This is a genomic window from Actinacidiphila sp. bgisy167 (assembly GCF_965342175.1).
Taxonomy (GTDB): Bacteria; Actinomycetota; Actinomycetes; order Streptomycetales; family Streptomycetaceae; genus Actinacidiphila.
The window spans coordinates 50,726-70,674 of sequence record NZ_CBDRBL010000001.1 but is presented as its reverse complement, the minus strand read 5'-3'; the positions used below and the strand labels follow the sequence as shown (position 1 = coordinate 70,674).

14 protein-coding genes and 1 tRNA gene are annotated in these 19,949 nt (G+C 69.0%); 13 read left to right on the top strand and 2 right to left on the bottom strand.

All coding sequences use genetic code 11. The features are described 5' to 3' along the window. The first annotated feature begins 103 nt into the window (after window positions 1-103). Both ACRWND_RS00385 and ACRWND_RS00380 read left to right on the top strand, forming a co-directional pair. Window positions 104-1,273 (top strand): thiolase family protein, encoded by a 1,170-nt coding sequence (locus ACRWND_RS00385; RefSeq protein ID WP_431944522.1) that lies wholly within the window; start codon window positions 104-106, stop codon window positions 1,271-1,273. Window positions 1,274-1,373: 100 nt separating this feature from the next. Beyond that, entirely contained in the window at window positions 1,374-2,429 is a 1,056-nt protein-coding gene (locus ACRWND_RS00380) for a UDP-N-acetylmuramate dehydrogenase (RefSeq protein WP_431944520.1), read from the top strand. 246 nt (window positions 2,430-2,675) lie between these two features. On the opposite strand, the gene ACRWND_RS00375 is transcribed toward ACRWND_RS00380, so the two are convergent. Next, window positions 2,676-3,689, bottom strand: coding sequence for an adenosine deaminase (locus ACRWND_RS00375; RefSeq protein ID WP_431944518.1), 1,014 nt, complete (start codon window positions 3,687-3,689; stop codon window positions 2,676-2,678). Between the two features lie 135 nt (window positions 3,690-3,824). Then, complete coding sequence (locus ACRWND_RS00370) at window positions 3,825-5,042, bottom strand: pyridoxal phosphate-dependent aminotransferase (RefSeq protein WP_431944516.1); 1,218 nt, start codon at window positions 5,040-5,042, stop codon at window positions 3,825-3,827. 213 nt (window positions 5,043-5,255) lie between these two features. Here ACRWND_RS00370 and ACRWND_RS00365 point away from each other — a divergent pair. The 11 genes from ACRWND_RS00365 to ACRWND_RS00315 all read left to right on the top strand — a co-directional run bounded on the left by ACRWND_RS00365 (window position 5,256) and on the right by ACRWND_RS00315 (window position 19,723). Beyond that, a tRNA-Trp gene (locus ACRWND_RS00365) sits at window positions 5,256-5,328 on the top strand. 63 nt (window positions 5,329-5,391) lie between these two features. After that, the gene (gene secE / locus ACRWND_RS00360; RefSeq protein ID WP_431944514.1) at window positions 5,392-5,691 is read left to right on the top strand and encodes a preprotein translocase subunit SecE; all 300 of its coding nucleotides are present in this window, start codon (window positions 5,392-5,394) and stop codon (window positions 5,689-5,691) included. Between the two features lie 69 nt (window positions 5,692-5,760). Beyond that, the gene (nusG, locus tag ACRWND_RS00355; RefSeq protein WP_431944512.1) at window positions 5,761-6,597 is read left to right on the top strand and encodes a transcription termination/antitermination protein NusG; all 837 of its coding nucleotides are present in this window, start codon (window positions 5,761-5,763) and stop codon (window positions 6,595-6,597) included. Between the two features lie 766 nt (window positions 6,598-7,363). After that, the gene (rplK, locus tag ACRWND_RS00350; protein ID WP_319135229.1) at window positions 7,364-7,798 is read left to right on the top strand and encodes a 50S ribosomal protein L11; all 435 of its coding nucleotides are present in this window, start codon (window positions 7,364-7,366) and stop codon (window positions 7,796-7,798) included. 75 nt (window positions 7,799-7,873) lie between these two features. Then, window positions 7,874-8,599 (top strand): 50S ribosomal protein L1, encoded by a 726-nt coding sequence (rplA, locus tag ACRWND_RS00345; RefSeq protein ID WP_431944510.1) that lies wholly within the window; start codon window positions 7,874-7,876, stop codon window positions 8,597-8,599. A 160-nt stretch (window positions 8,600-8,759) separates the two neighbouring features. Next, window positions 8,760-9,701: a hypothetical protein gene (locus ACRWND_RS00340; RefSeq protein ID WP_431944508.1), complete on the top strand. Its 942-nt coding sequence runs from the start codon at window positions 8,760-8,762 to the stop codon at window positions 9,699-9,701. A gap of 306 nt (window positions 9,702-10,007) precedes the next feature. Then, window positions 10,008-10,562, top strand: coding sequence for a 50S ribosomal protein L10 (gene rplJ, locus ACRWND_RS00335; RefSeq protein WP_431944506.1), 555 nt, complete (start codon window positions 10,008-10,010; stop codon window positions 10,560-10,562). Window positions 10,563-10,667: 105 nt separating this feature from the next. Next, a complete protein-coding gene (gene rplL, locus ACRWND_RS00330; RefSeq protein WP_431944504.1) occupies window positions 10,668-11,057 on the top strand; it encodes a 50S ribosomal protein L7/L12 in 390 nt (129 codons plus the stop codon). A 565-nt stretch (window positions 11,058-11,622) separates the two neighbouring features. Then, entirely contained in the window at window positions 11,623-15,111 is a 3,489-nt protein-coding gene (gene rpoB, locus ACRWND_RS00325) for a DNA-directed RNA polymerase subunit beta (RefSeq protein ID WP_431944502.1), read from the top strand. A 97-nt stretch (window positions 15,112-15,208) separates the two neighbouring features. After that, complete coding sequence (locus ACRWND_RS00320; RefSeq protein ID WP_431944500.1) at window positions 15,209-19,108, top strand: DNA-directed RNA polymerase subunit beta'; 3,900 nt, start codon at window positions 15,209-15,211, stop codon at window positions 19,106-19,108. Window positions 19,109-19,291: 183 nt separating this feature from the next. Next, window positions 19,292-19,723, top strand: coding sequence for a DUF1707 and DUF4190 domain-containing protein (locus ACRWND_RS00315; RefSeq protein ID WP_431944498.1), 432 nt, complete (start codon window positions 19,292-19,294; stop codon window positions 19,721-19,723). Window positions 19,724-19,949: the final 226 nt, after the last annotated feature.

Here is a 19,949-nt window from a genome sequence, read left to right as displayed (position 1 = left end):
CGAACCCGCTCGCCCTACCCTCGGGGCCGGGATATGGTTTGACTATCAAACTAACTCGTACTCGACCCCGCCCGGCACCGCACCCGCAGGAAGCGAGAACCCCATGCGCGACGCCGTCATCGTCGAAGCCGTCCGCACCCCCATCGGCAAGGGCAAGCCGGGCGGGGCGCTCGCCGGGACGCACCCGGTCGAACTGCTCGCCCACGCCCTCAAGGAACTCGTCGGCCGCAGCGGGATCGACCCGGCGCTCGTCGACGACGTCATCGGCGGCACCGTGGACCAGGTCGGCGAGCAGGCCATGAACACCACCCGCTGGGCCTGGCTCTCGGCGGGCTTCCCGGACTCCGTCCCGGCCACCACGGTGGACCGGCAGTGCGGCTCCTCCCAGCAGGCCGTGCACTTCGCGGCGCAGGGTGTCATCGCCGGTGCGTACGACATCGTCGTGGCCTGCGGCGTGGAGTCGATGAGCCGGGTGCCCATGTGGTCCAACGTGCCGCCCGGCGCGGACCCGTTCGGCCCCGGCATCGCGGCCCGCTTCCCAGGCGGAGTGGTACCGCAGGGCATCAGCGCCGAACTGATCGCCGCCAAGTGGTCGCTGGGCCGCGAGGCGATGGACGCCTTCGCCGCCCGGTCGCACCAGAAGGCCGCCGCCGCGTGGTCGGCCGGCGCCTTCGACGCGGAAGTCGCGCCGCTCGCCGGGCTCAGCACGGACGAGTCCGTCCGGCCCACGACCACGCCCGAGATCCTCGCCGGGCTGCGCCCCGCCTTCGCCGACCCCGGCTACGCCGAGCGCTTCCCGCAGATCGACTGGTCGATCACGGCCGGAAACAGCAGCCCGATCAACGACGGAGCCTCCGCCGTGCTGATCACCAGCAGCGAGACCGCCGAGCGCCTGGGGCTGCGCCCCCTCGTCCGGCTGCACAGCTTCGCGGTCACCGGCTCCGACCCCGTGCTCATGCTGACCGGCGTCATCCCGGCGACCGAGCGCGTGCTGCGCCGCGCCGGTCTGGACGTGGCGGACATCGACCTGTTCGAGGTCAACGAGGCCTTCGCCGGCGTCGTCCTCGCCTGGCTCCAGGAGACCGGCGCCGACCCCGCCAAGGTCAATGTCAACGGCGGCGCCATCGCGCTGGGCCACCCGCTCGGCGCCAGCGGCACCCGCCTGATGACGACCCTGGTCCACGCCATGCGGGCCCGGGGCGCGCGCTACGCGCTGCAGACCATGTGCGAGGCGGGCGGCCTCGCCAACGCGACGGTCCTCGAGGCGCTCTGATCCGTACGGGCGGGGGCATCCCCGGCGGCCCTGCCCGCCCGTGCACCGGACTCCCGCCGCCCGTGCACCCAACTTCCCGCCCGCCCTTACCCTGAATGCCGTGCACGTACTCAACGACGCCCCGCTCGCGCCCCTGACCACCTTCCGCCTCGGCGGTCCCGCCACCCGCCTGGTGACGGCGACCACGGACGCCGAGGTCGTCGAGGCCGTACGGGAGGCGGACGCGACGGGGACGCCGCTGCTGGTCATCGGCGGCGGCAGCAACCTGGTGATCGCGGACGAGGGGTTCGCGGGGACCGCGCTGCACATCGGGACGCGCGGCGTTGAGCTGAACGGCGCCGAGATGGAACTCGCGGCGGGCGAGGTCTGGACGGACGCCGTCGCCCGCACCGTGGAGGCGGGCCTGGCGGGCGTCGAGTGCCTGGCGGGCATTCCCGGCTCCGCCGGGGCCACGCCCATCCAGAACGTGGGCGCGTACGGCCAGGAGGTCGCCGGCACGATCACCGAGGTGGTCGCCTACGACCGGACCACCGGTAAGACGGTCGTCCTGGACAACGCCGCGTGCGCCTTCTCCTACCGGCACAGCCTCTTCAAGGCGGACCCCGCCCGCTTCGTCGTGCTGCGGGTGCGCTTCGCCCTGGAGGACGCCGACGGCATGTCCGCCCCGGTGAAGTACGCCGAGGTGGCCCGCGCCCTCGGCGTCGGCGCGGGCGACCGGGTGCCCCTGGCCACCGCCCGCGAGACGGTGCTGAAGCTGCGGGCGGGCAAGGGCATGGTGCTCGACCCGGAGGATCACGACACCTGGTCGGCGGGCTCGTTCTTCACCAACCCCGTCCTCACGGAAGCCGGCTACGCGGACTTCCTGAACCGTGTCCACGACCGGCTCGGCCCGGACAGCACGCCCCCCGCCTACCCCGCAGGCGACGGGCACATCAAGACCTCCGCCGCCTGGCTGATCGACAAGGCGGGCTTCGCCAAGGGCTACGGCAGCGGCCCCGCACGCATCTCCACCAAGCACACCCTGGCGCTCACCAACCGGGGCGGGGCGACGACCGCCGACCTGGTCGCGCTGGCCCGCGAGGTCGTCGAGGGCGTCCGCGCGGCCTTCGGGATCACCCTGGTCAACGAGCCGGTGACGGTCGGCGTGAGCCTCTGAGCCCGCCGGGACGCGCCCGATCACGCCGCCTCACGCCCGTCACGCCCGGTCGCACCTGCCAGGGCGCGTGTACGGCCCGACCGCCCACCCGACGAGCTGCGAGGCCGGGTGGTCCGGGGCCATGCCCCAGGGCGCGGCGGGGTGACCCGTCCTCCGTCGGCACGGCAACCCCAGGCGCCGCCGCATCCCGCCCAGCCGTCCGCCGGAGCGCGTCGCGACGCCGACCCCCGTACCGCCCGGGCGGGATCAGCCGGCGAGCCAGTCGTCGATCCCCGCGAGGAGCTTGGCCCGTACGCCCTCCGGCGCCGCGGAACCGCGCACCGACTGGCGGGCCAGTTCGGCCAGCTCCTCGTCGCTGAAGCCGTGCGCCTCCCGGGCCAGTTCGTACTGCGCGGCGAGCCGCGAGCCGAACAGCAGCGGGTCGTCGGCGCCCAGCGCCATGGGCACGCCCGCGTCGAACAGGGTGCGCAGCGGCACCTGCTCGGGCCGGTCGTAGACGCCGAGGGCGACGTTGGACGAAGGGCACACCTCGCAGGTGACGCCGCGCTCGGCGAGACGGGCCATCAGCCTCGGATCCTCGGCCGCCCGCACACCGTGTCCGACCCGGCTGGCGTGCAGGTCGTCCAGGCAGTCGCGGACGCTGCCCGCGCCCGCCAGCTCGCCGCCGTGCGGCGCCGCCAGCAGCCCGCCCTCCCGGGCGATGGCGAAGGCCCGGTCGAAGTCCCGCGCCAGGCCGCGCCGCTCGTCGTTGGAGAGCCCGAAGCCGATCACGCCGTGATCCGCATAGCGCACCGCCAGACGGGCCAGCGTACGGGCGTCCAGCGGGTGCTTGGTGCGGTTGGCGGCCACCAGGACGGCCATGCCCACACCCGTGTCCCGGGAGGCGCTCTCCACCGCGTCGAGGATGATCTCCAGCGCGGGGATCAGCCCGCCCAGACGCGGGGCGTACGACGTGGGGTCGACCTGTATCTCCAGCCACCCCGACCCGTCCCGGGCGTCCTCCTCGGCGGCCTCGCGCACCAGGCGCCGGATGTCGTCGGGGGAGCGGAGCACGGAGCGCGCGATGTCGTACAGGCGCTGGAAGCGGAACCAGCCGCGCTCGTCGGTCGCGCGCAGTCTGGGCGGCTCGCCCGAGGTCAGCGCCTCGGGCAGGTGCACCCCGTACTTGTCGGCGAGTTCCAGCAGGGTCGCGGGCCGCATCGAACCGGTGAAGTGCAGGTGGAGGTGCGCCTTGGGGAGGAGGGATACATCGCGTGCCATCCACAGATCCTGCCGCACCGGCGCGGGTCCCGGTACCGCTTTCGGCGGCTTTCCCCGAACGAGGGCTTGCCCGCACACACACGCGGGCCCCCTGACCGGCCGGTCCGGGGGCCCGCGTGCACGCGGCGCCGGGGCTCAGGCCTTGGCCTCGCCCAGCAGCTTCTGCATCCGGGAGACGCCCTCGACGAGGTCCTCGTCGCCGAGCGCGTACGACAGCCGCAGGTAGCCCGGGGTGCCGAAGGCCTCGCCCGGGACGACGGCGACCTCCGCCTCCTCCAGGATCAGCTCGGCAAGCTCCACGGAGCTCTGCGGCCGCTTGCCGCGGATCTCCTTGCCGAGCAGGGTCTTGACCGACGGGTACACGTAGAACGCGCCCTCCGGCTCCGGGCAGACGACACCGGGGATCTCGTTGAGCATCCGCACGATGGTCTGGCGGCGGCGGTCGAAGGCCTTGCGCATCTCGGCCACGGCCACCAGGTCGCCCGACACGGCGGCCAGGGCGGCGACCTGCGCGACGTTGCTCACGTTCGAGGTGGCGTGCGACTGGAGGTTGGTGGCGGCCTTGACGACGTCCTTGGGGCCGATGATCCATCCCACGCGCCAGCCGGTCATGGCGTAGGTCTTGGCCACGCCGTTGACGACGATGCACTTGTCGCGCAGCTCGGGCAGGAGCGCCGGCAGCGAGACCGAGGCGGCGCCTCCGTAGACCAGGTGCTCGTAGATCTCGTCGGTCAGCACCCACAGGCCGTGCTCGACGGCCCAGCGGCCGATCGCCTCGGTCTCGGCCTCGGTGTAGACGGCGCCGGTCGGGTTGGACGGCGACACGAAGAGGACGACCTTGGTCCTCTCCGTGCGGGCGGCCTCCAGCTGCTCGACGGAGACCCGGTAGCCGGTGGTCTCGTCGGCGACCACCGGCACCGGGACGCCGCCGGCCAGCCGGACCGACTCCGGGTAGGTCGTCCAGTACGGCGCGGGGACGATGACCTCGTCACCCGGGTCGAGGACCGCGGCGAAGGCCTCGTAGATGGCCTGCTTGCCGCCGTTGGTGACCAGGATCTGGGAGGCGTCGACCTCGTAGCCGGAGTCGCGCAGCGTCTTGGCGGCGATCGCGGCCTTCAGCTCGGGCAGGCCGCCGGCCGGGGTGTAGCGGTGGAACTTCGGATTGCGGCACGCCTCCACCGCCGCCTCGACGATGTAGTCGGGGGTCGGGAAGTCGGGCTCGCCGGCTCCGAAGCCGATGACCGGTCGCCCGGCGGCCTTGAGGGCTTTGGCCTTCGCGTCCACGGCGAGCGTCGCGGACTCGGAGATCGACCCGATGCGGGCCGACACGCGTCGTTCAGTTGCAGCGGTCATGTCTGCATCGTCGCAGACCCGGCGGTACCGGAGCACACGAGTTCACGTTCCGGTCGTAACCGTGCGCAATCGCTGCGAACCGTACGCGGACACGCAACGCATTCGACGCCCGGCCCGCGAGCACGTACACTCATCCGTCGATGGCCCCCGCGAGCTGATCTTGGCTGCGCACGTCGTGCAGCCGCCTGGATGCGGTACGTTGGGGACACTCAAAGGGTCGTAGCTCAATTGGTAGAGCACTGGTCTCCAAAACCAGCGGTTGGGGGTTCGAGTCCCTCCGGCCCTGCTACAAGCAGGCAGACGCTTTGAGGAATTGTTCGGCAAACGACCCGGATTCAGGTGAGGACGAGTGACGGAAGCCCTGGGCTCCACCGCGACGCCTGAGAGTGGCCGTCCCGACAGCGATTCCGCGGACGCCACCTCCAAGAAGCCCCGCCGCGGCGGCAAGCGCGGCAAGAAGGGGCCCCTCGCGCGCCTCGCGCTCTTCTACCGCCAGATCGTGGCGGAACTCCGCAAGGTCGTCTGGCCCACGCGTAGCGAGCTCATCACCTACACCAGCGTGGTGATTGTCTTCGTTGTGGTCATCATCGCGCTCGTTACCGTGATTGACTGGGGATTCAACAAGGGCGTCTCGTACGTCTTCGGGTGATTCCTCCCGCGGAGGGTGCCCGTGGCGCCCGACCGCCTGTTCCACATCGTGAAGGAAGAAGCAGCGACCGTGTCTGACCCGAACCTGTACGACGCCGACGAGACCGTCGAGGGCGACGACACCGCGCTCGACATCGTCGAGGCAGCCGACGGCGAGATCGACCAGGCGGAGGCTGCAGACGAGGCCGCCGGCGAGCCCGCCGAGTCGGCTGCCGTCCAGGTCGTCGACGAGGACGAGGCGGACGAGGCGGACGAGACCACAGGCGAGGAAGCGGCGGAGGAGCAGGCTCCGGTGGACCCGGTCGCCGCGTTCCGCGAGGAGCTGCGCACCCTCCCCGGTGAGTGGTATGTCATCCACACCTACGCCGGCTACGAGAACCGCGTGAAGTCCAACCTGGAGCAGCGCGCCGTCTCGCTGAACGTCGAGGACTACATCTACCAGGCCGAAGTGCCCCAGGAAGAGGTCGTCCAGATCAAGAACGGCGACCGCCGCACCGTCCGCCAGAACAAGCTGCCCGGCTATGTGCTGGTGCGTATGGACCTGACGAACGAGTCCTGGGGCGTCGTCCGCAACACTCCTGGCGTCACCGGCTTCGTCGGCAACGCCTACGACCCGTACCCGCTGACGCTGGACGAGGTCACCAAGATGCTGGCTCCGGAGGTCGAGGAGCAGGCAACGGCCGCCGAGGGCGGCGAGGGCGGTGCCGCGCCGAAGCGCAAGGTCGAGGTCCAGGTGCTGGACTTCGAGGTCGGCGACTCGGTCACCGTCACCGACGGCCCGTTCGCGACGCTGCAGGCCACGATCAACGAGATCAACCCGGACTCGAAGAAGGTCAAGGGCCTCGTGGAGATCTTCGGCCGCGAGACGCCGGTCGAGCTCAGCTTCGACCAGATCCAGAAGAACTAGTCAAACGATCATCCGAAAGGGCCCCTGACCAGCGGTTTCCCGTTGGGCAGGGGCTCCTTCGCGTGCTGAGGGCCGTCACCGGGCCGTCGGGCGTCTCCGGGCCTCGCGGGGGTTGCCGTCCCGAGACCCAGGGGGTGTCGTTCCTGCTGCTGCACGCGCACGAGTGGCCGCAGCTCCCGCGGGGTGAGCCGGGCGTGGATGGCGGTCCTGGCCTCGCGTGCCGAGTGGCTGCCCTGTGGTTGGCCTTGATAGTGCTCGGCATACATGCCTTGCTGCTCGGGCGTATGCCGGGCCAGTGGCTCCAACGCCGCGTTCGGCAACCGAGGCTTTGGGGAGCGGGTGCTCTGCTCGTGGCGTTCGCCGGGCTCGGATACGCATCGCTCATCGTTGTCGGCCTGGGCCTCTGGCGCTGGGGCACGTCCTGAAATCCCATCCGTGATCGCCCCGTCACCCTGACTCGGGCCGCCTCTCGGGGCCGTCCAGGGCAGCTCGAACCCCGCCCCGTGGTTTCCCGCAGGGGGCTCTCGCGCGTACAGCGCCGGGCGGGGCCCGCCCCAGTGGCGGCGGGAAGCCCGCGGCCGCCGCACTCGCCGGCCCCGCGAGCGCCCGGCGGAGCGTGCGCCGGGGCCCTGCCGACGGCCAAACGTCACCGGTGTAAAGCTTGTCTGACCTGCCCGGTTTCAGGCCTCGGCCCGGTACCCGCTATCGTGGTGCGGTATGCCTGTTAGCAGGCAGGAAAACTCTCACTAGGACCCGGAGAGAGCACATGCCTCCCAAGAAGAAGAAGGTCACGGGGCTTATCAAGCTCCAGATCAACGCTGGTGCGGCCAACCCGGCCCCGCCGGTGGGCCCGGCGCTGGGTCAGCACGGCGTCAACATCATGGAGTTCTGCAAGGCCTACAACGCGGCCACCGAGTCGCAGCGTGGCTGGGTGATCCCGGTGGAGATCACGGTCTACGAGGACCGTTCCTTCACCTTCATCACCAAGACCCCGCCGGCCTCCCGCATGATCCTCAAGGCCGCGGGCGTGGAGAAGGGCTCCGGCGAGCCGCACAAGACCAAGGTCGCGAAGCTTACGCGTGACCAGGTCCGCGAGATCGCCACGACCAAGCTGCCCGACCTGAACGCCAACGACCTGGACGCCGCCGAGAAGATCATCGCCGGCACCGCGCGTTCCATGGGCATCACGGTCGAGGGCTGACCACTCCACCAGCAGTTCCGTGGCAGGGCCTGCTCGGCCCGCACCACGACTCCTCAAGACACACAGGAGCAGTAAGTGAGCAAGCGCAGCAAGTCCCTCCGCGCTGCGGACGCCAAGATCGACCGGGAGCGCCTGTACGCCCCCCTCGAGGCCGTCCGTCTCGCCAAGGACACCTCCACCAGCAAGTTCGACGGAACCGTCGAGGTTGCCTTCCGTCTGGGCGTCGACCCGCGCAAGGCCGACCAGATGGTCCGTGGCACCGTGAACCTTCCGCACGGCACCGGTAAGACCGCCCGGGTCCTGGTCTTCGCGACCGGTGACCGTGCCGAGGCCGCGCGTGCCGCGGGCGCCGACATCGTCGGCGCCGACGAGCTGATCGACGAGGTCGCGAAGGGCCGTCTGGACTTCGACGCCGTCGTCGCCACCCCGGACCTCATGGGCAAGGTCGGCCGCCTCGGCCGCGTCCTCGGCCCCCGTGGTCTGATGCCGAACCCGAAGACCGGCACCGTCACCCCCGACGTGGCGAAGGCTGTCACGGACATCAAGGGCGGCAAGATCGAGTTCCGCGTCGACAAGCACTCGAACCTGCACTTCATCATCGGCAAGACCTCGTTCGGTGAGCAGCAGCTGGTCGAGAACTACGGCGCCGCCCTGGACGAGATCCTGCGTCTGAAGCCGTCCGCCGCCAAGGGTCGCTACATCAAGAAGGCCGCCATCAGCACCACGATGGGCCCCGGCATCCCGGTCGACCCGAACCGCACCCGCAACCTCCTCGTCGAGGAGGACCCGGCCTCCGTCTGACCGGGTCGGGCCCTACGGGCCCGCGTGCTGTGAACCGGCCCCGCGCCTCTCCCGAGGCGCGGGGCCGGTTTTTTCTACGACGGTGTCAGTGCGGTGCGTTAACGTCACAAGCGGTCGGATCACGAGACCGCAGACGACGAACAGCATGGGGTGGGGATTGATGAGCGTGTCCGCAGCGAGGCGTGTGGGCGTCGGTCTGGCGGCTGTGGCCGTCCTGGTCGGCCTCGCGGGCTGCGATGGTGACGGCGACGGCGACAGCGGCGTCAAGAAGCGCAAGAAGGCCGACGCGCCCCACTCCGCGGTCCAGTCCCAGGACAAGATCACCGAGATCATCCAGGCCGCCTTCAGGAAGACCTCGGAGGCCAAGTCCGCCAAGGTCCGCATGACGGTCAGCACGCCGCCCGGCGTCCAGGGCGGCGGCACCATGGAGGTGACCGGCGTACAGGGCTGGGATCCGGCGGTCATGGACCTCACCGTGAAGGGCTCCGCCCTCGCGGCCGTCGGTGGCCCGGACGCCCCGTCCGAGATGCGCATGATCATGATCCACGACGCCATGTACGTGGACGTGGGGGCGGCGCAGGCCGCGCAGCTGGAAGGCAAGCGCTGGATGAAGCTGGACTTCGAGGCCGCGGCCGAGGCGAGCGGCAATGAGGCACTGCAGAAGCAGGTGAGCGGCAGCCTGGGGAACCTGAACCAGGACCCGTCCGAGCAGCTCGCCCTGCTGCTCCAGTCGCCGCATCTGAAGCACGTCGGGGCGGAGAAGGTCGACGGCGCCGCGGCGGACCACTACAAGGGCACGCTGACGTTCGAGGAGATGGTGCAGGCCAACCAGTCCGCCGACCTGCTCTCCGCCGAGCAGCGCGAGGCCCTGATCGCCGACGTGAAGAAGGCGGGCATCAAGGGGTACGACACCGAGATCTGGGTCAACGAGGACCGCTACCCGGTGAAGATGGTCTTGGGGATGAAGATGTCCCAGGGCACGGTGCGGATGACGGCCCGCTACTCCGACTACGGGACCGCCGCCGGCGTCGAGGCCCCGCCGGCGAAGGACACCGTCGATCTCTTCGCGATGCTGAAGGACATCAACACCGCAGCCGGCTGACGCCGGGCGAGGCCGGGGCAGGGCAGCGCCGTCTGACCTGCCCCGACACCGGATTTGCCTGGCGCGGACACGTTCGCGTACTCTTCCGGGGAAGCCAAAGACCGCTGGTTGTTGGCGTGCCCGCAAGGGTGCGGCAGCCGAAGGATCCGCTGATGCGGACGGCCCGCGCAGGTGACAGTGGATGAGCTCCCGGAATCGCTCTCGTGGTTCTGGTCGAGTGACGCCCCGTGCGCCTGCGCCGGGGCGTTTGTTGTGCCCGGCCCCTTCCCGTGCGGTCCGAATCACCCGGAAGGAGGCCGAGGCTCTATGGCGAGGCCCGACAAGGCCGGTTCGGTCGCAGAGCTGACGGACAAGTTCCGCAGCTCCAACGCCGCCGTGCTGACCGAGTACCGCGGTCTCACCGTGGCGCAGCTCAAGACGCTGCGCCGTTCGCTCGGTGAGAACGCCACGTACGCCGTGGTGAAGAACACGCTGACCAAGATCGCGGCCAACGAGGCCGGGATCACCCAGCTCGACGACCTGTTCGCGGGTCCGACGGCTGTCGCCTTCGTCACCGGTGACCCGGTGGAGTCGGCGAAGGGTCTCCGTGACTTCGCCAAGGAGAACCCGAACCTCATCATCAAGGGCGGTGTGCTTGACGGCAAGCCGCTGTCCGCCGATGAGATCAAGAAGCTCGCGGACCTCGAGTCCCGCGAGGTGCTGCTCGCCAAGCTGGCGGGTGCCATGAAGGCCAAGCAGGGTCAGGCCGCTGCTGTCTTCCAGGCCCTGCCCTCGAAGCTCGTCCGCACCGTGGAAGCGCTGCGCGAGAAGGTCGAGCAGGGCGGTGCCGGTACGCCGGCTCCCGCCGAGGACGCGGAGTAACCACTCCCGTGCTCCAGCGGGCCCGTCTGCGTAGCAATGCCGCAAGGCACACGCCCGCCGCAATGTACATCCGGCACCTGCCGAATTAGTGGAAGGACCGCCATCATGGCGAAGCTCAGCCAGGACGACCTGCTCGCGCAGTTCGAGGAGATGACCCTCATCGAGCTCTCCGAGTTCGTGAAGGCCTTCGAGGAGAAGTTCGACGTCACCGCCGCCGCCCCGGTCGCCGCTGTCGTCGCCGGTGGTGCCGCTGGTGGCGCCGCCGCCGAGGCCGTCGAGGAGAAGGACGAGTTCGACGTCATCCTCACCGGCGCCGGCGACAAGAAGATCCAGGTCATCAAGGTCGTGCGCGAGCTGACCTCCCTGGGTCTGAAGGAGGCCAAGGACCTCGTCGACGGCACCCCGAAGCCGGTCCTCGAGAAGGTCAACAAGGAGGCCGCGGACAAGGCCGCCGAGTCCCTCAAGGCCGCGGGCGCGTCCGTCGAGGTCAAGTGATCTCTGCCCCTTTCGAGGGGCTGATCAGCCGCGGGGCGGCCACCCTTTCGGGTGGCCGCCCTCGGTCGTTTGCGTGGTGCGTCACCCGCTCCGGCGACCGGCCCGGGTAAGGTGATGATCACCGTTCCGGGGCCGTCGACTTCCTCGAGCTGTGACGATCTCCGCGGGGCGGGGGCCTTGACGAACCGCACGCAGCGCGCGATTCTCAGGACGCGTCGTCACATCAACCATGGACCGAGGCATGGAACGAGGACGATGCGGGAATGCCTAGCCTGGCAAGCGCGAACGAGGGCATGACGGCTCACAACAAGGGGATCCCACGGACCCCTCCGGAGGACGAGATTGGTGCAGCGCCGGTCTCCGAAACTCTGCACTGGACATCAGTGTGCCGAGTGGCTACACTGACCCTTTGCGCTGCCTGTTAGCTGCTGCCTGGCCCGTCACCAGGGGCAAGCCCAAGCCTGAGCACACATGAGGAACCGTCCTGATCAGGGCATCCTTGTCTGCGCCCGGGGGCGGAACCGGTACGCGCGTAGTGAGTCCGAGCCCTCGGAAGGACCCCCTCTTGGCCGCCTCGCGCAACGCCTCGACTGCCAATACGAACAACGGCGCAAGCACCGCCCCGCTGCGCATCTCTTTCGCGAAGATCAAGGAGCCCCTCGAGGTCCCGAACCTCCTCGCGCTGCAGACCGAGAGCTTTGACTGGCTTCTCGGCAACGCCGCCTGGAAGGCTCGCGTCGAGGCGGCCCTGGACAGTGGTCAGGACGTCCCCACCAAGTCCGGTCTGGAGGAGATCTTCGAGGAGATCTCCCCGATCGAGGACTTCTCCGGGTCGATGTCGCTGACCTTCCGCGACCACCGTTTCGAGCCTCCGAAGAACTCGATCGACGAGTGCAAGGAGCGCGACTTCACGTACGCGGCCCCGCTCTTCGTCACGGCCGAGTTCACCAACAACGAGACCGGCGAGATCAAGTCCCAGACGGTCTTCATGGGCGACTTCCCGCTCATGACCAACAAGGGCACCTTCGTCATCAACGGCACCGAGCGTGTCGTGGTGTCCCAGCTGGTGCGTTCGCCGGGTGTCTACTTCGACAGCCAGATCGACAAGACGTCCGACAAGGACATCTACTCCGCCAAGGTCATCCCCTCCCGCGGTGCCTGGCTGGAGATGGAGATCGACAAGCGCGACATGGTCGGTGTCCGCATCGACCGCAAGCGCAAGCAGTCCGTCACCGTCCTCCTGAAGGCGCTCGGCTGGACCACCGAGCAGATCCTCGAGGAGTTCGGCGAGTACGAGTCGATGCGCGCCACCCTGGAGAAGGACCACACCCAGGGCCAGGACGACGCGCTGCTCGACATCTACCGCAAGCTGCGTCCGGGCGAGCCCCCGACCCGTGAGGCCGCGCAGACGCTGCTGGAGAACCTCTACTTCAACCCCAAGCGCTACGACCTGGCCAAGGTCGGCCGCTACAAGATCAACAAGAAGCTGGGCGCCGACGCGCCGCTCGACGCCGGTGTGCTGACCGTCGAGGACGTCATCGCGACGATCAAGTACCTGGTCAAGCTGCACGCCGGCGAGACCGAGACCACCGGCGACAACGGTTCGTCCGTGGTCGTCGAGGTCGACGACATCGACCACTTCGGCAACCGCCGTCTGCGCAACGTCGGCGAGCTCATCCAGAACCAGGTCCGCACGGGTCTGGCCCGTATGGAGCGCGTCGTCCGCGAGCGGATGACCACCCAGGACGTCGAGGCGATCACGCCGCAGACCCTGATCAACATCCGGCCGGTCGTCGCCTCCATCAAGGAGTTCTTCGGCACCAGCCAGCTGTCCCAGTTCATGGACCAGACGAACCCGCTGTCGGGCCTGACCCACAAGCGCCGTCTGTCCGCGCTGGGCCCCGGTGGTCTGTCCCGTGAGCGGGCCGGCTTCGAGGTCCGTGACGTGCACCCGTCCCACTACGGACGCATGTGCCCGATCGAGACCCCCGAAGGCCCGAACATCGGTCTGATCGGCTCGCTGGCCTCCTACGGCCGGGTCAACGCGTTCGGCTTCGTGGAGACCCCGTACCGCAAGGTCGACGAGAACGGTGTCGTCACCGACGAGGTCAACTTCCTCACGGCAGACGAGGAGGACCGCTTCGTCATCGCCCAGGCGAACGCCCCGCTGACCGAGGACAACCGCTTCGCGGAGTCGCGCGTCCTGGTCCGCCGCCGCGGCGGCGAGATCGACTACGTCCCCGGCGAGGACGTGGACTACATGGACGTCTCGCCGCGCCAGATGGTGTCGGTCGCGACCGCCATGATCCCCTTCCTCGAGCACGACGACGCCAACCGCGCGCTCATGGGATCGAACATGATGCGCCAGGCCGTGCCGCTGCTCAAGGCGCAGGCCCCGCTGGTCGGCACCGGCATGGAGTACCGCTGCGCGGTCGACGCCGGTGACGTCATCAAGGCCGACAAGGACGGTGTGGTCCAGGAGGTCTCCGCGGACTACATCACCGTCGCCAACGACGACGGCACCTACAACACCTACCGGGTCGCCAAGTTCTCCCGCTCGAACCAGGGCACGTCCTTCAACCAGAAGGTCGTCGTGGACGAGGGCGCCCGCGTGATCGCCGGCCAGGTGCTCGCCGACGGCCCGTCCACCGAGCGCGGTGAGATGGCGCTGGGCAAGAACCTGCTGGTCGCGTTCATGCCGTGGGAGGGCCACAACTACGAGGACGCGATCATCCTCAGCCAGCGCCTGGTGCAGGACGACGTCCTCTCCTCGATCCACATCGAGGAGCACGAGGTCGACGCCCGTGACACCAAGCTCGGCCCTGAGGAGATCACCCGGGACATCCCGAACGTCTCCGAGGAGGTCCTGGCGGACCTCGACGAGCGCGGCATCATCCGCATCGGTGCCGAGGTCGTCGCCGGCGACATCCTGGTCGGCAAGGTCACCCCGAAGGGCGAGACCGAGCTGACCCCGGAGGAGCGCCTGCTGCGCGCGATCTTCGGTGAGAAGGCCCGTGAGGTCCGCGACACCTCGCTGAAGGTGCCGCACGGTGAGACCGGCAAGGTCATCGGCGTGCGCGTCTTCGACCGCGAGGAGGGCGACGAGCTGCCGCCGGGCGTGAACCAGCTGGTCCGCGTCTACGTGGCGCAGAAGCGCAAGATCACCGATGGTGACAAGCTCGCCGGCCGCCACGGCAACAAGGGCGTCATCTCCAAGATCCTGCCGATCGAGGACATGCCGTTCCTGGAGGACGGCACCCCGGTCGACATCATCCTCAACCCGCTGGGTGTCCCGTCCCGAATGAACCCGGGACAGGTCCTGGAGATCCACCTCGGCTGGCTCGCCGCCCAGGGCTGGGACGTCTCCGGACTCGGCGACGAGTGGGCGCGCCGCCTCACGGCGATCGGCGCCGACCGCGTCGAGCCCGGCACCAACGTCGCCACCCCGGTGTTCGACGGCGCCCGCGAGGACGAGATCGCCGGTCTCTTCGAGGCCACGATCCCGAACCGCGACGGCCAGCGCATGGTGCTGCCCTCCGGCAAGGCCCGGCTGTTCGACGGCCGCTCCGGCGAGCCGTTCCCGGACCCGATCTCGGTCGGCTACATGTACATCCTCAAGCTGCACCACCTGGTGGACGACAAGCTGCACGCCCGCTCCACCGGTCCGTACTCGATGATCACCCAGCAGCCGCTGGGTGGTAAGGCGCAGTTCGGTGGTCAGCGCTTCGGTGAGATGGAGGTGTGGGCCCTTGAGGCGTACGGCGCGGCCTACGCGCTGCAGGAACTCCTCACCATCAAGTCCGACGACGTCCTCGGCCGCGTGAAGGTCTACGAGGCCATCGTCAAGGGCGAGAACATCCCCGAGCCGGGCATTCCCGAGTCCTTCAAGGTGCTCATCAAGGAAATGCAGTCGCTCTGCCTCAACGTGGAGGTGCTGTCCTCGGACGGCATGTCCATCGAGATGCGCGACACGGACGAGGACGTCTTCCGCGCGGCGGAGGAGCTCGGAATCGACCTGTCCCGGCGCGAGCCGAGCAGCGTCGAAGAGGTCTGACGGGCCGGCCGGGGAGCTGCGCTGAGCAGCTCCCCGCCTCCCCCGGACCGTTCAGACATGTTTGACTTTCGACCCCGAAAGAGGGATTGACGACAAAGTGCTCGACGTCAACTTCTTCGACGAGCTGCGGATCGGCCTTGCGACCGCGGACGACATCCGGCAGTGGTCCCACGGCGAGGTCAAGAAGCCTGAGACCATCAACTACCGCACCCTGAAGCCCGAGAAGGACGGACTCTTCTGCGAGAAGATCTTCGGCCCCACCCGGGACTGGGAGTGCTACTGCGGCAAGTACAAGCGTGTCCGCTTCAAGGGCATCATCTGCGAGCGCTGCGGCGTCGAGGTCACTCGCGCCAAGGTGCGTCGTGAGCGGATGGGCCACATCGAGCTTGCCGCTCCCGTGACTCACATCTGGTACTTCAAGGGCGTTCCGTCGCGGCTGGGCTACCTGCTCGACCTCGCCCCGAAGGACCTCGAGAAGGTCATCTACTTCGCCGCCTACATGATCACGTGGGTGGACGACGAGCGCCGTACGCGCGACCTGTCCTCGCTGGAGGCCCAGGTGTCCGTCGAGCGCCAGCAGATCGAGCAGCGCCGTGACGCGGACATCGAGTCCCGGCAGAAGAAGCTCGAGGCCGACCTCGGCGAGCTGGAGGCCGAGGGCGCCAAGTCCGACGTGCGCCGCAAGGTGCGCGAGGGCGCCGAGCGTGAGATGAAGCAGCTGCGCGACCGTGCCCAGCGCGAGCTGGACCGGCTCGACGAGGTCTGGTCCCGCTTCAAGAACCTCAAGGTCCAGGACCTGGAGGGTGACGAGCTGCTCTACCGCGAGCTGCGGGAGCGCTTCGGCACCTACTTCCAGGGTTCGATGGGTGCCGCGGCGCTGCAGAAGCGCCTGGAGTCCTTCGACCTGGACGAGGAGGCCGCCAAGCTCCGCGAGATCATCCGCACCGGCAAGGGCCAGAAGAAGACCCGCGCGCTCAAGCGCCTCAAGGTCGTCTCCGCCTTCCTGCAGACCACCAACAAGCCGCAGGGCATGGTGCTGGACTGCGTCCCGGTGATCCCGCCGGACCTGCGTCCGATGGTGCAGCTGGACGGTGGCCGCTTCGCGACCTCCGACCTGAACGACCTGTACCGCCGGGTCATCAACCGCAACAACCGCCTCAAGCGCCTCCTCGACCTCGGTGCCCCCGAGATCATCGTGAACAACGAGAAGCGCATGCTCCAGGAGGCCGTGGACGCGCTCTTCGACAACGGCCGCCGCGGCCGCCCGGTCACGGGTCCCGGCAACCGTCCGCTGAAGTCGCTGTCCGACATGCTCAAGGGCAAGCAGGGCCGGTTCCGTCAGAACCTGCTCGGCAAGCGCGTCGACTACTCGGCCCGTTCGGTCATCGTCGTCGGCCCGCAGCTCAAGCTGCACCAGTGCGGTCTGCCCAAGGCCATGGCGCTGGAGCTCTTCAAGCCGTTCGTGATGAAGCGCCTGGTGGACCTGAACCACGCGCAGAACATCAAGTCGGCCAAGCGCATGGTCGAGCGCGGCCGCACGGTCGTGTACGACGTGCTCGAAGAGGTCATCGCCGAGCACCCGGTGCTGCTGAACCGTGCGCCGACCCTGCACCGCCTCGGCATCCAGGCCTTCGAGCCGCAGCTGGTCGAGGGCAAGGCCATCCAGATCCACCCGCTCGTCTGCACCGCGTTCAACGCGGACTTCGACGGCGACCAGATGGCCGTGCACCTGCCGCTGTCCGCGGAGGCGCAGGCCGAGGCCCGCATCCTGATGCTGTCCTCGAACAACATCCTCAAGCCCGCCGACGGCCGTCCGGTGACGATGCCGACGCAGGACATGGTCCTGGGTCTGTTCTTCCTCACCACGGACGCGGAGGAGCGCGAGGTCAAGGGCGAGGGGCGGTCCTTCGGCTCGGTCGCCGAGGCGATCATGGCCTTCGACGCGCGGGAGCTCTCGCTGCAGTCGAGGATCGACATCCGCTTCCCGATCGGCACCGTCCCGCCGCGCGGCTGGACCCCGCCGGCGTCGGTGGAGGGCGAGGAGCCCTGGCAGCTCGGTGACAGCTTCCGGCTGAACACGACCCTGGGCCGTGCGCTCTTCAACGAGCTGCTGCCCGAGGACTACCCGTTCGTGGACTACCCGGTCGGCAAGAAGCAGCTCTCCGAGATCGTCAACGACCTCGCCGAGCGCTACCCGAAGGTCATCGTGGCGGCGACGCTCGACAACCTGAAGGCGGCGGGCTTCCACTGGGCGACCCGCTCCGGTGTCACCGTGGCCATCTCCGACGTCGTCGTGCCCGAGGCCAAGAAGGCCATCATCGCGGGCTACGAGGCACAGGACGAGAAGGTCCAGAAGCAGTACGAGCGCGGTCTGATCACCAAGGACGAGCGCACGCAGGAGCTGATCGCGATCTGGACCAAGGCGACCAACGAGGTCGCCGAGGCGATGAACGCGAACTTCCCGAAGACCAACCCGATCTTCATGATGGTCGACTCGGGCGCCCGCGGAAACATGATGCAGATGCGTCAGATCGCGGGTATGCGTGGTCTGGTGTCCAACGCCAAGAACGAGACCATCCCGCGGCCCATCAAGGCGTCGTTCCGTGAGGGTCTCACCGTGCTGGAGTACTTCATCTCCACCCACGGTGCCCGTAAGGGTCTGGCGGACACCGCCCTGCGTACCGCTGACTCCGGTTACCTGACGCGTCGACTGGTCGACGTCTCCCAGGACGTGATCATCCGCGAGGAGGACTGCGGCACCGAGCGCGGCCTCAAGCTGGCGATCGCCGAGCGTGCCGAGGACGGTTCGCTGCGCAAGACGGACGACGTCGAGACCAGCGTGTACGCGCGCTGCCTCGCCGAGGACGTCGTGGTGGACGGCAAGGTGCTGGCCACCGCCGGCACCGACCTGGGCGACGTGCTCATCGAGCAGCTCATCCACAACGGCGTCCAGGAGGTCAAGACCCGTTCGGTCCTGACCTGCGAGTCCGCGGTGGGCACCTGCGCGATGTGCTACGGCCGTTCGCTGGCGACCGGCAAGCTGGTGGACATCGGCGAGGCGGTCGGCATCATCGCCGCCCAGTCCATCGGTGAGCCCGGCACCCAGCTGACGATGCGTACCTTCCACACCGGTGGTGTGGCCGGTGACGACATCACCCAGGGTCTGCCGCGTGTCGTCGAGCTCTTCGAGGCGCGTACCCCCAAGGGCGTCGCCCCGATCTCGGAGGCGGCCGGCCGCATCCGGATCGAGGAGACGGAGAAGACCAAGAAGATCGTCATCACCCCGGACGACGGCTCCGACGAGATCGCTTACCCGATCTCCAAGCGTGCCCGTCTGCTCGTGGGCGAGGGCGACCACGTCGAGGTCGGCGAGAAGCTGACCGTGGGCGCCACCAACCCGCACGACGTGCTGCGCATCCTGGGCCAGCGGGCTGTCCAGGTCCACCTGGTCGGGGAAGTGCAGAAGGTCTACAACTCGCAGGGTGTGTCGATCCACGACAAGCACATCGAGATCATCATCCGGCAGATGCTCCGCCGGGTGACGATCATCGAGTCCGGCGACGCGGAGCTGCTGCCGGGCGAGCTGGTCGAGCGCGGCCGCTTCGAGACCGAGAACCGTCGGGTCGTGGCGGAGGGTGGCCACCCGGCCTCCGGCCGTCCGCAGCTGATGGGTATCACCAAGGCCTCGCTGGCCACCGAGTCCTGGCTGTCGGCCGCCTCCTTCCAGGAGACGACCAGGGTCCTGACGGACGCGGCGATCCACGCCAAGTCCGACTCCCTGCTGGGCCTCAAGGAGAACGTCATCATCGGTAAGCTCATCCCCGCCGGTACGGGTCTGTCCCGCTACCGCAACATCCGGGTGGAGCCGACCGAGGAGGCCAAGGCCGCGATGTACTCGGCCGTCGGCTACGACGACATCGACTACAGCCCGTTCGGCACCGGCTCCGGCCAGGCCGTTCCGCTGGAGGACTACGACTACGGCCCGTACAACGGCTGAGTCGTCCGATCGAAGCCGCTGGGCGGCCATCCCTTCCGGGGTGGCCGCCCAGCGGTCTTTCACCGCCCTGGACGGGGGCGGCGGGGTTCTGCGGGCGATCCGCTCACGGGGGTGGGACGCGGAACCCGGCCGACCGTGTGACGGGACACTCAGGGACCCGGGTTTTCCGGGCATAATGGAACGATGCGGGCTGCGAACGATGATCGCGAGCGTACGGTGGACGTGCTCAAGGCGGCGTTCGCCGAAGGGCGGTTGACCCAGCCGGAGTTCGAGGACCGGGTCGGCCTGGCGTATCAGGCGGTGACGTACCAGGAGCTGCACGGACTCACCGCGGACATCCCGCGGCCCCGCCGGCTTCCCGTGCCGCCGCCACCGGTCAACGCCAAAGCCGTCGCCTCGCTGACGTGCGGCGCGGTGGGGATGTTCGGGCTGCTGCTGCCGGGGATACCGGCCGTGGTGCTGGGGCACATGGCGCGGCGGGAGATCCGGCGCACGGGGGAGCGGGGCGACGCTCTCGCGGTGTGCGGGCTCGTCCTGGGATATCTCCTGACCGCGTTCATGGTCGCGCTCACCGCGATCATCGTTATGGTGGTAGTGGCGGTCAGTCACGGCTGAGTGCGTTCACGCGAGCCTTCGCGGGGCCCGGCGGGAGGGTGCGGCATCGGCCGAGACCATATGTTTTGACCGAAGGCTGAGCGCTGGGTACGCTCTGACCTTGTGCCTGGGGTGTGCCCGGGTTCTCGTGCGTGCATTCGTCCGTGCGGGACACCGTGGCCGATGCACCGACGAATACGTGCCTTCGCTTCGCCGGAGAGCGTATGAGGTGCGCGACACACCCGAC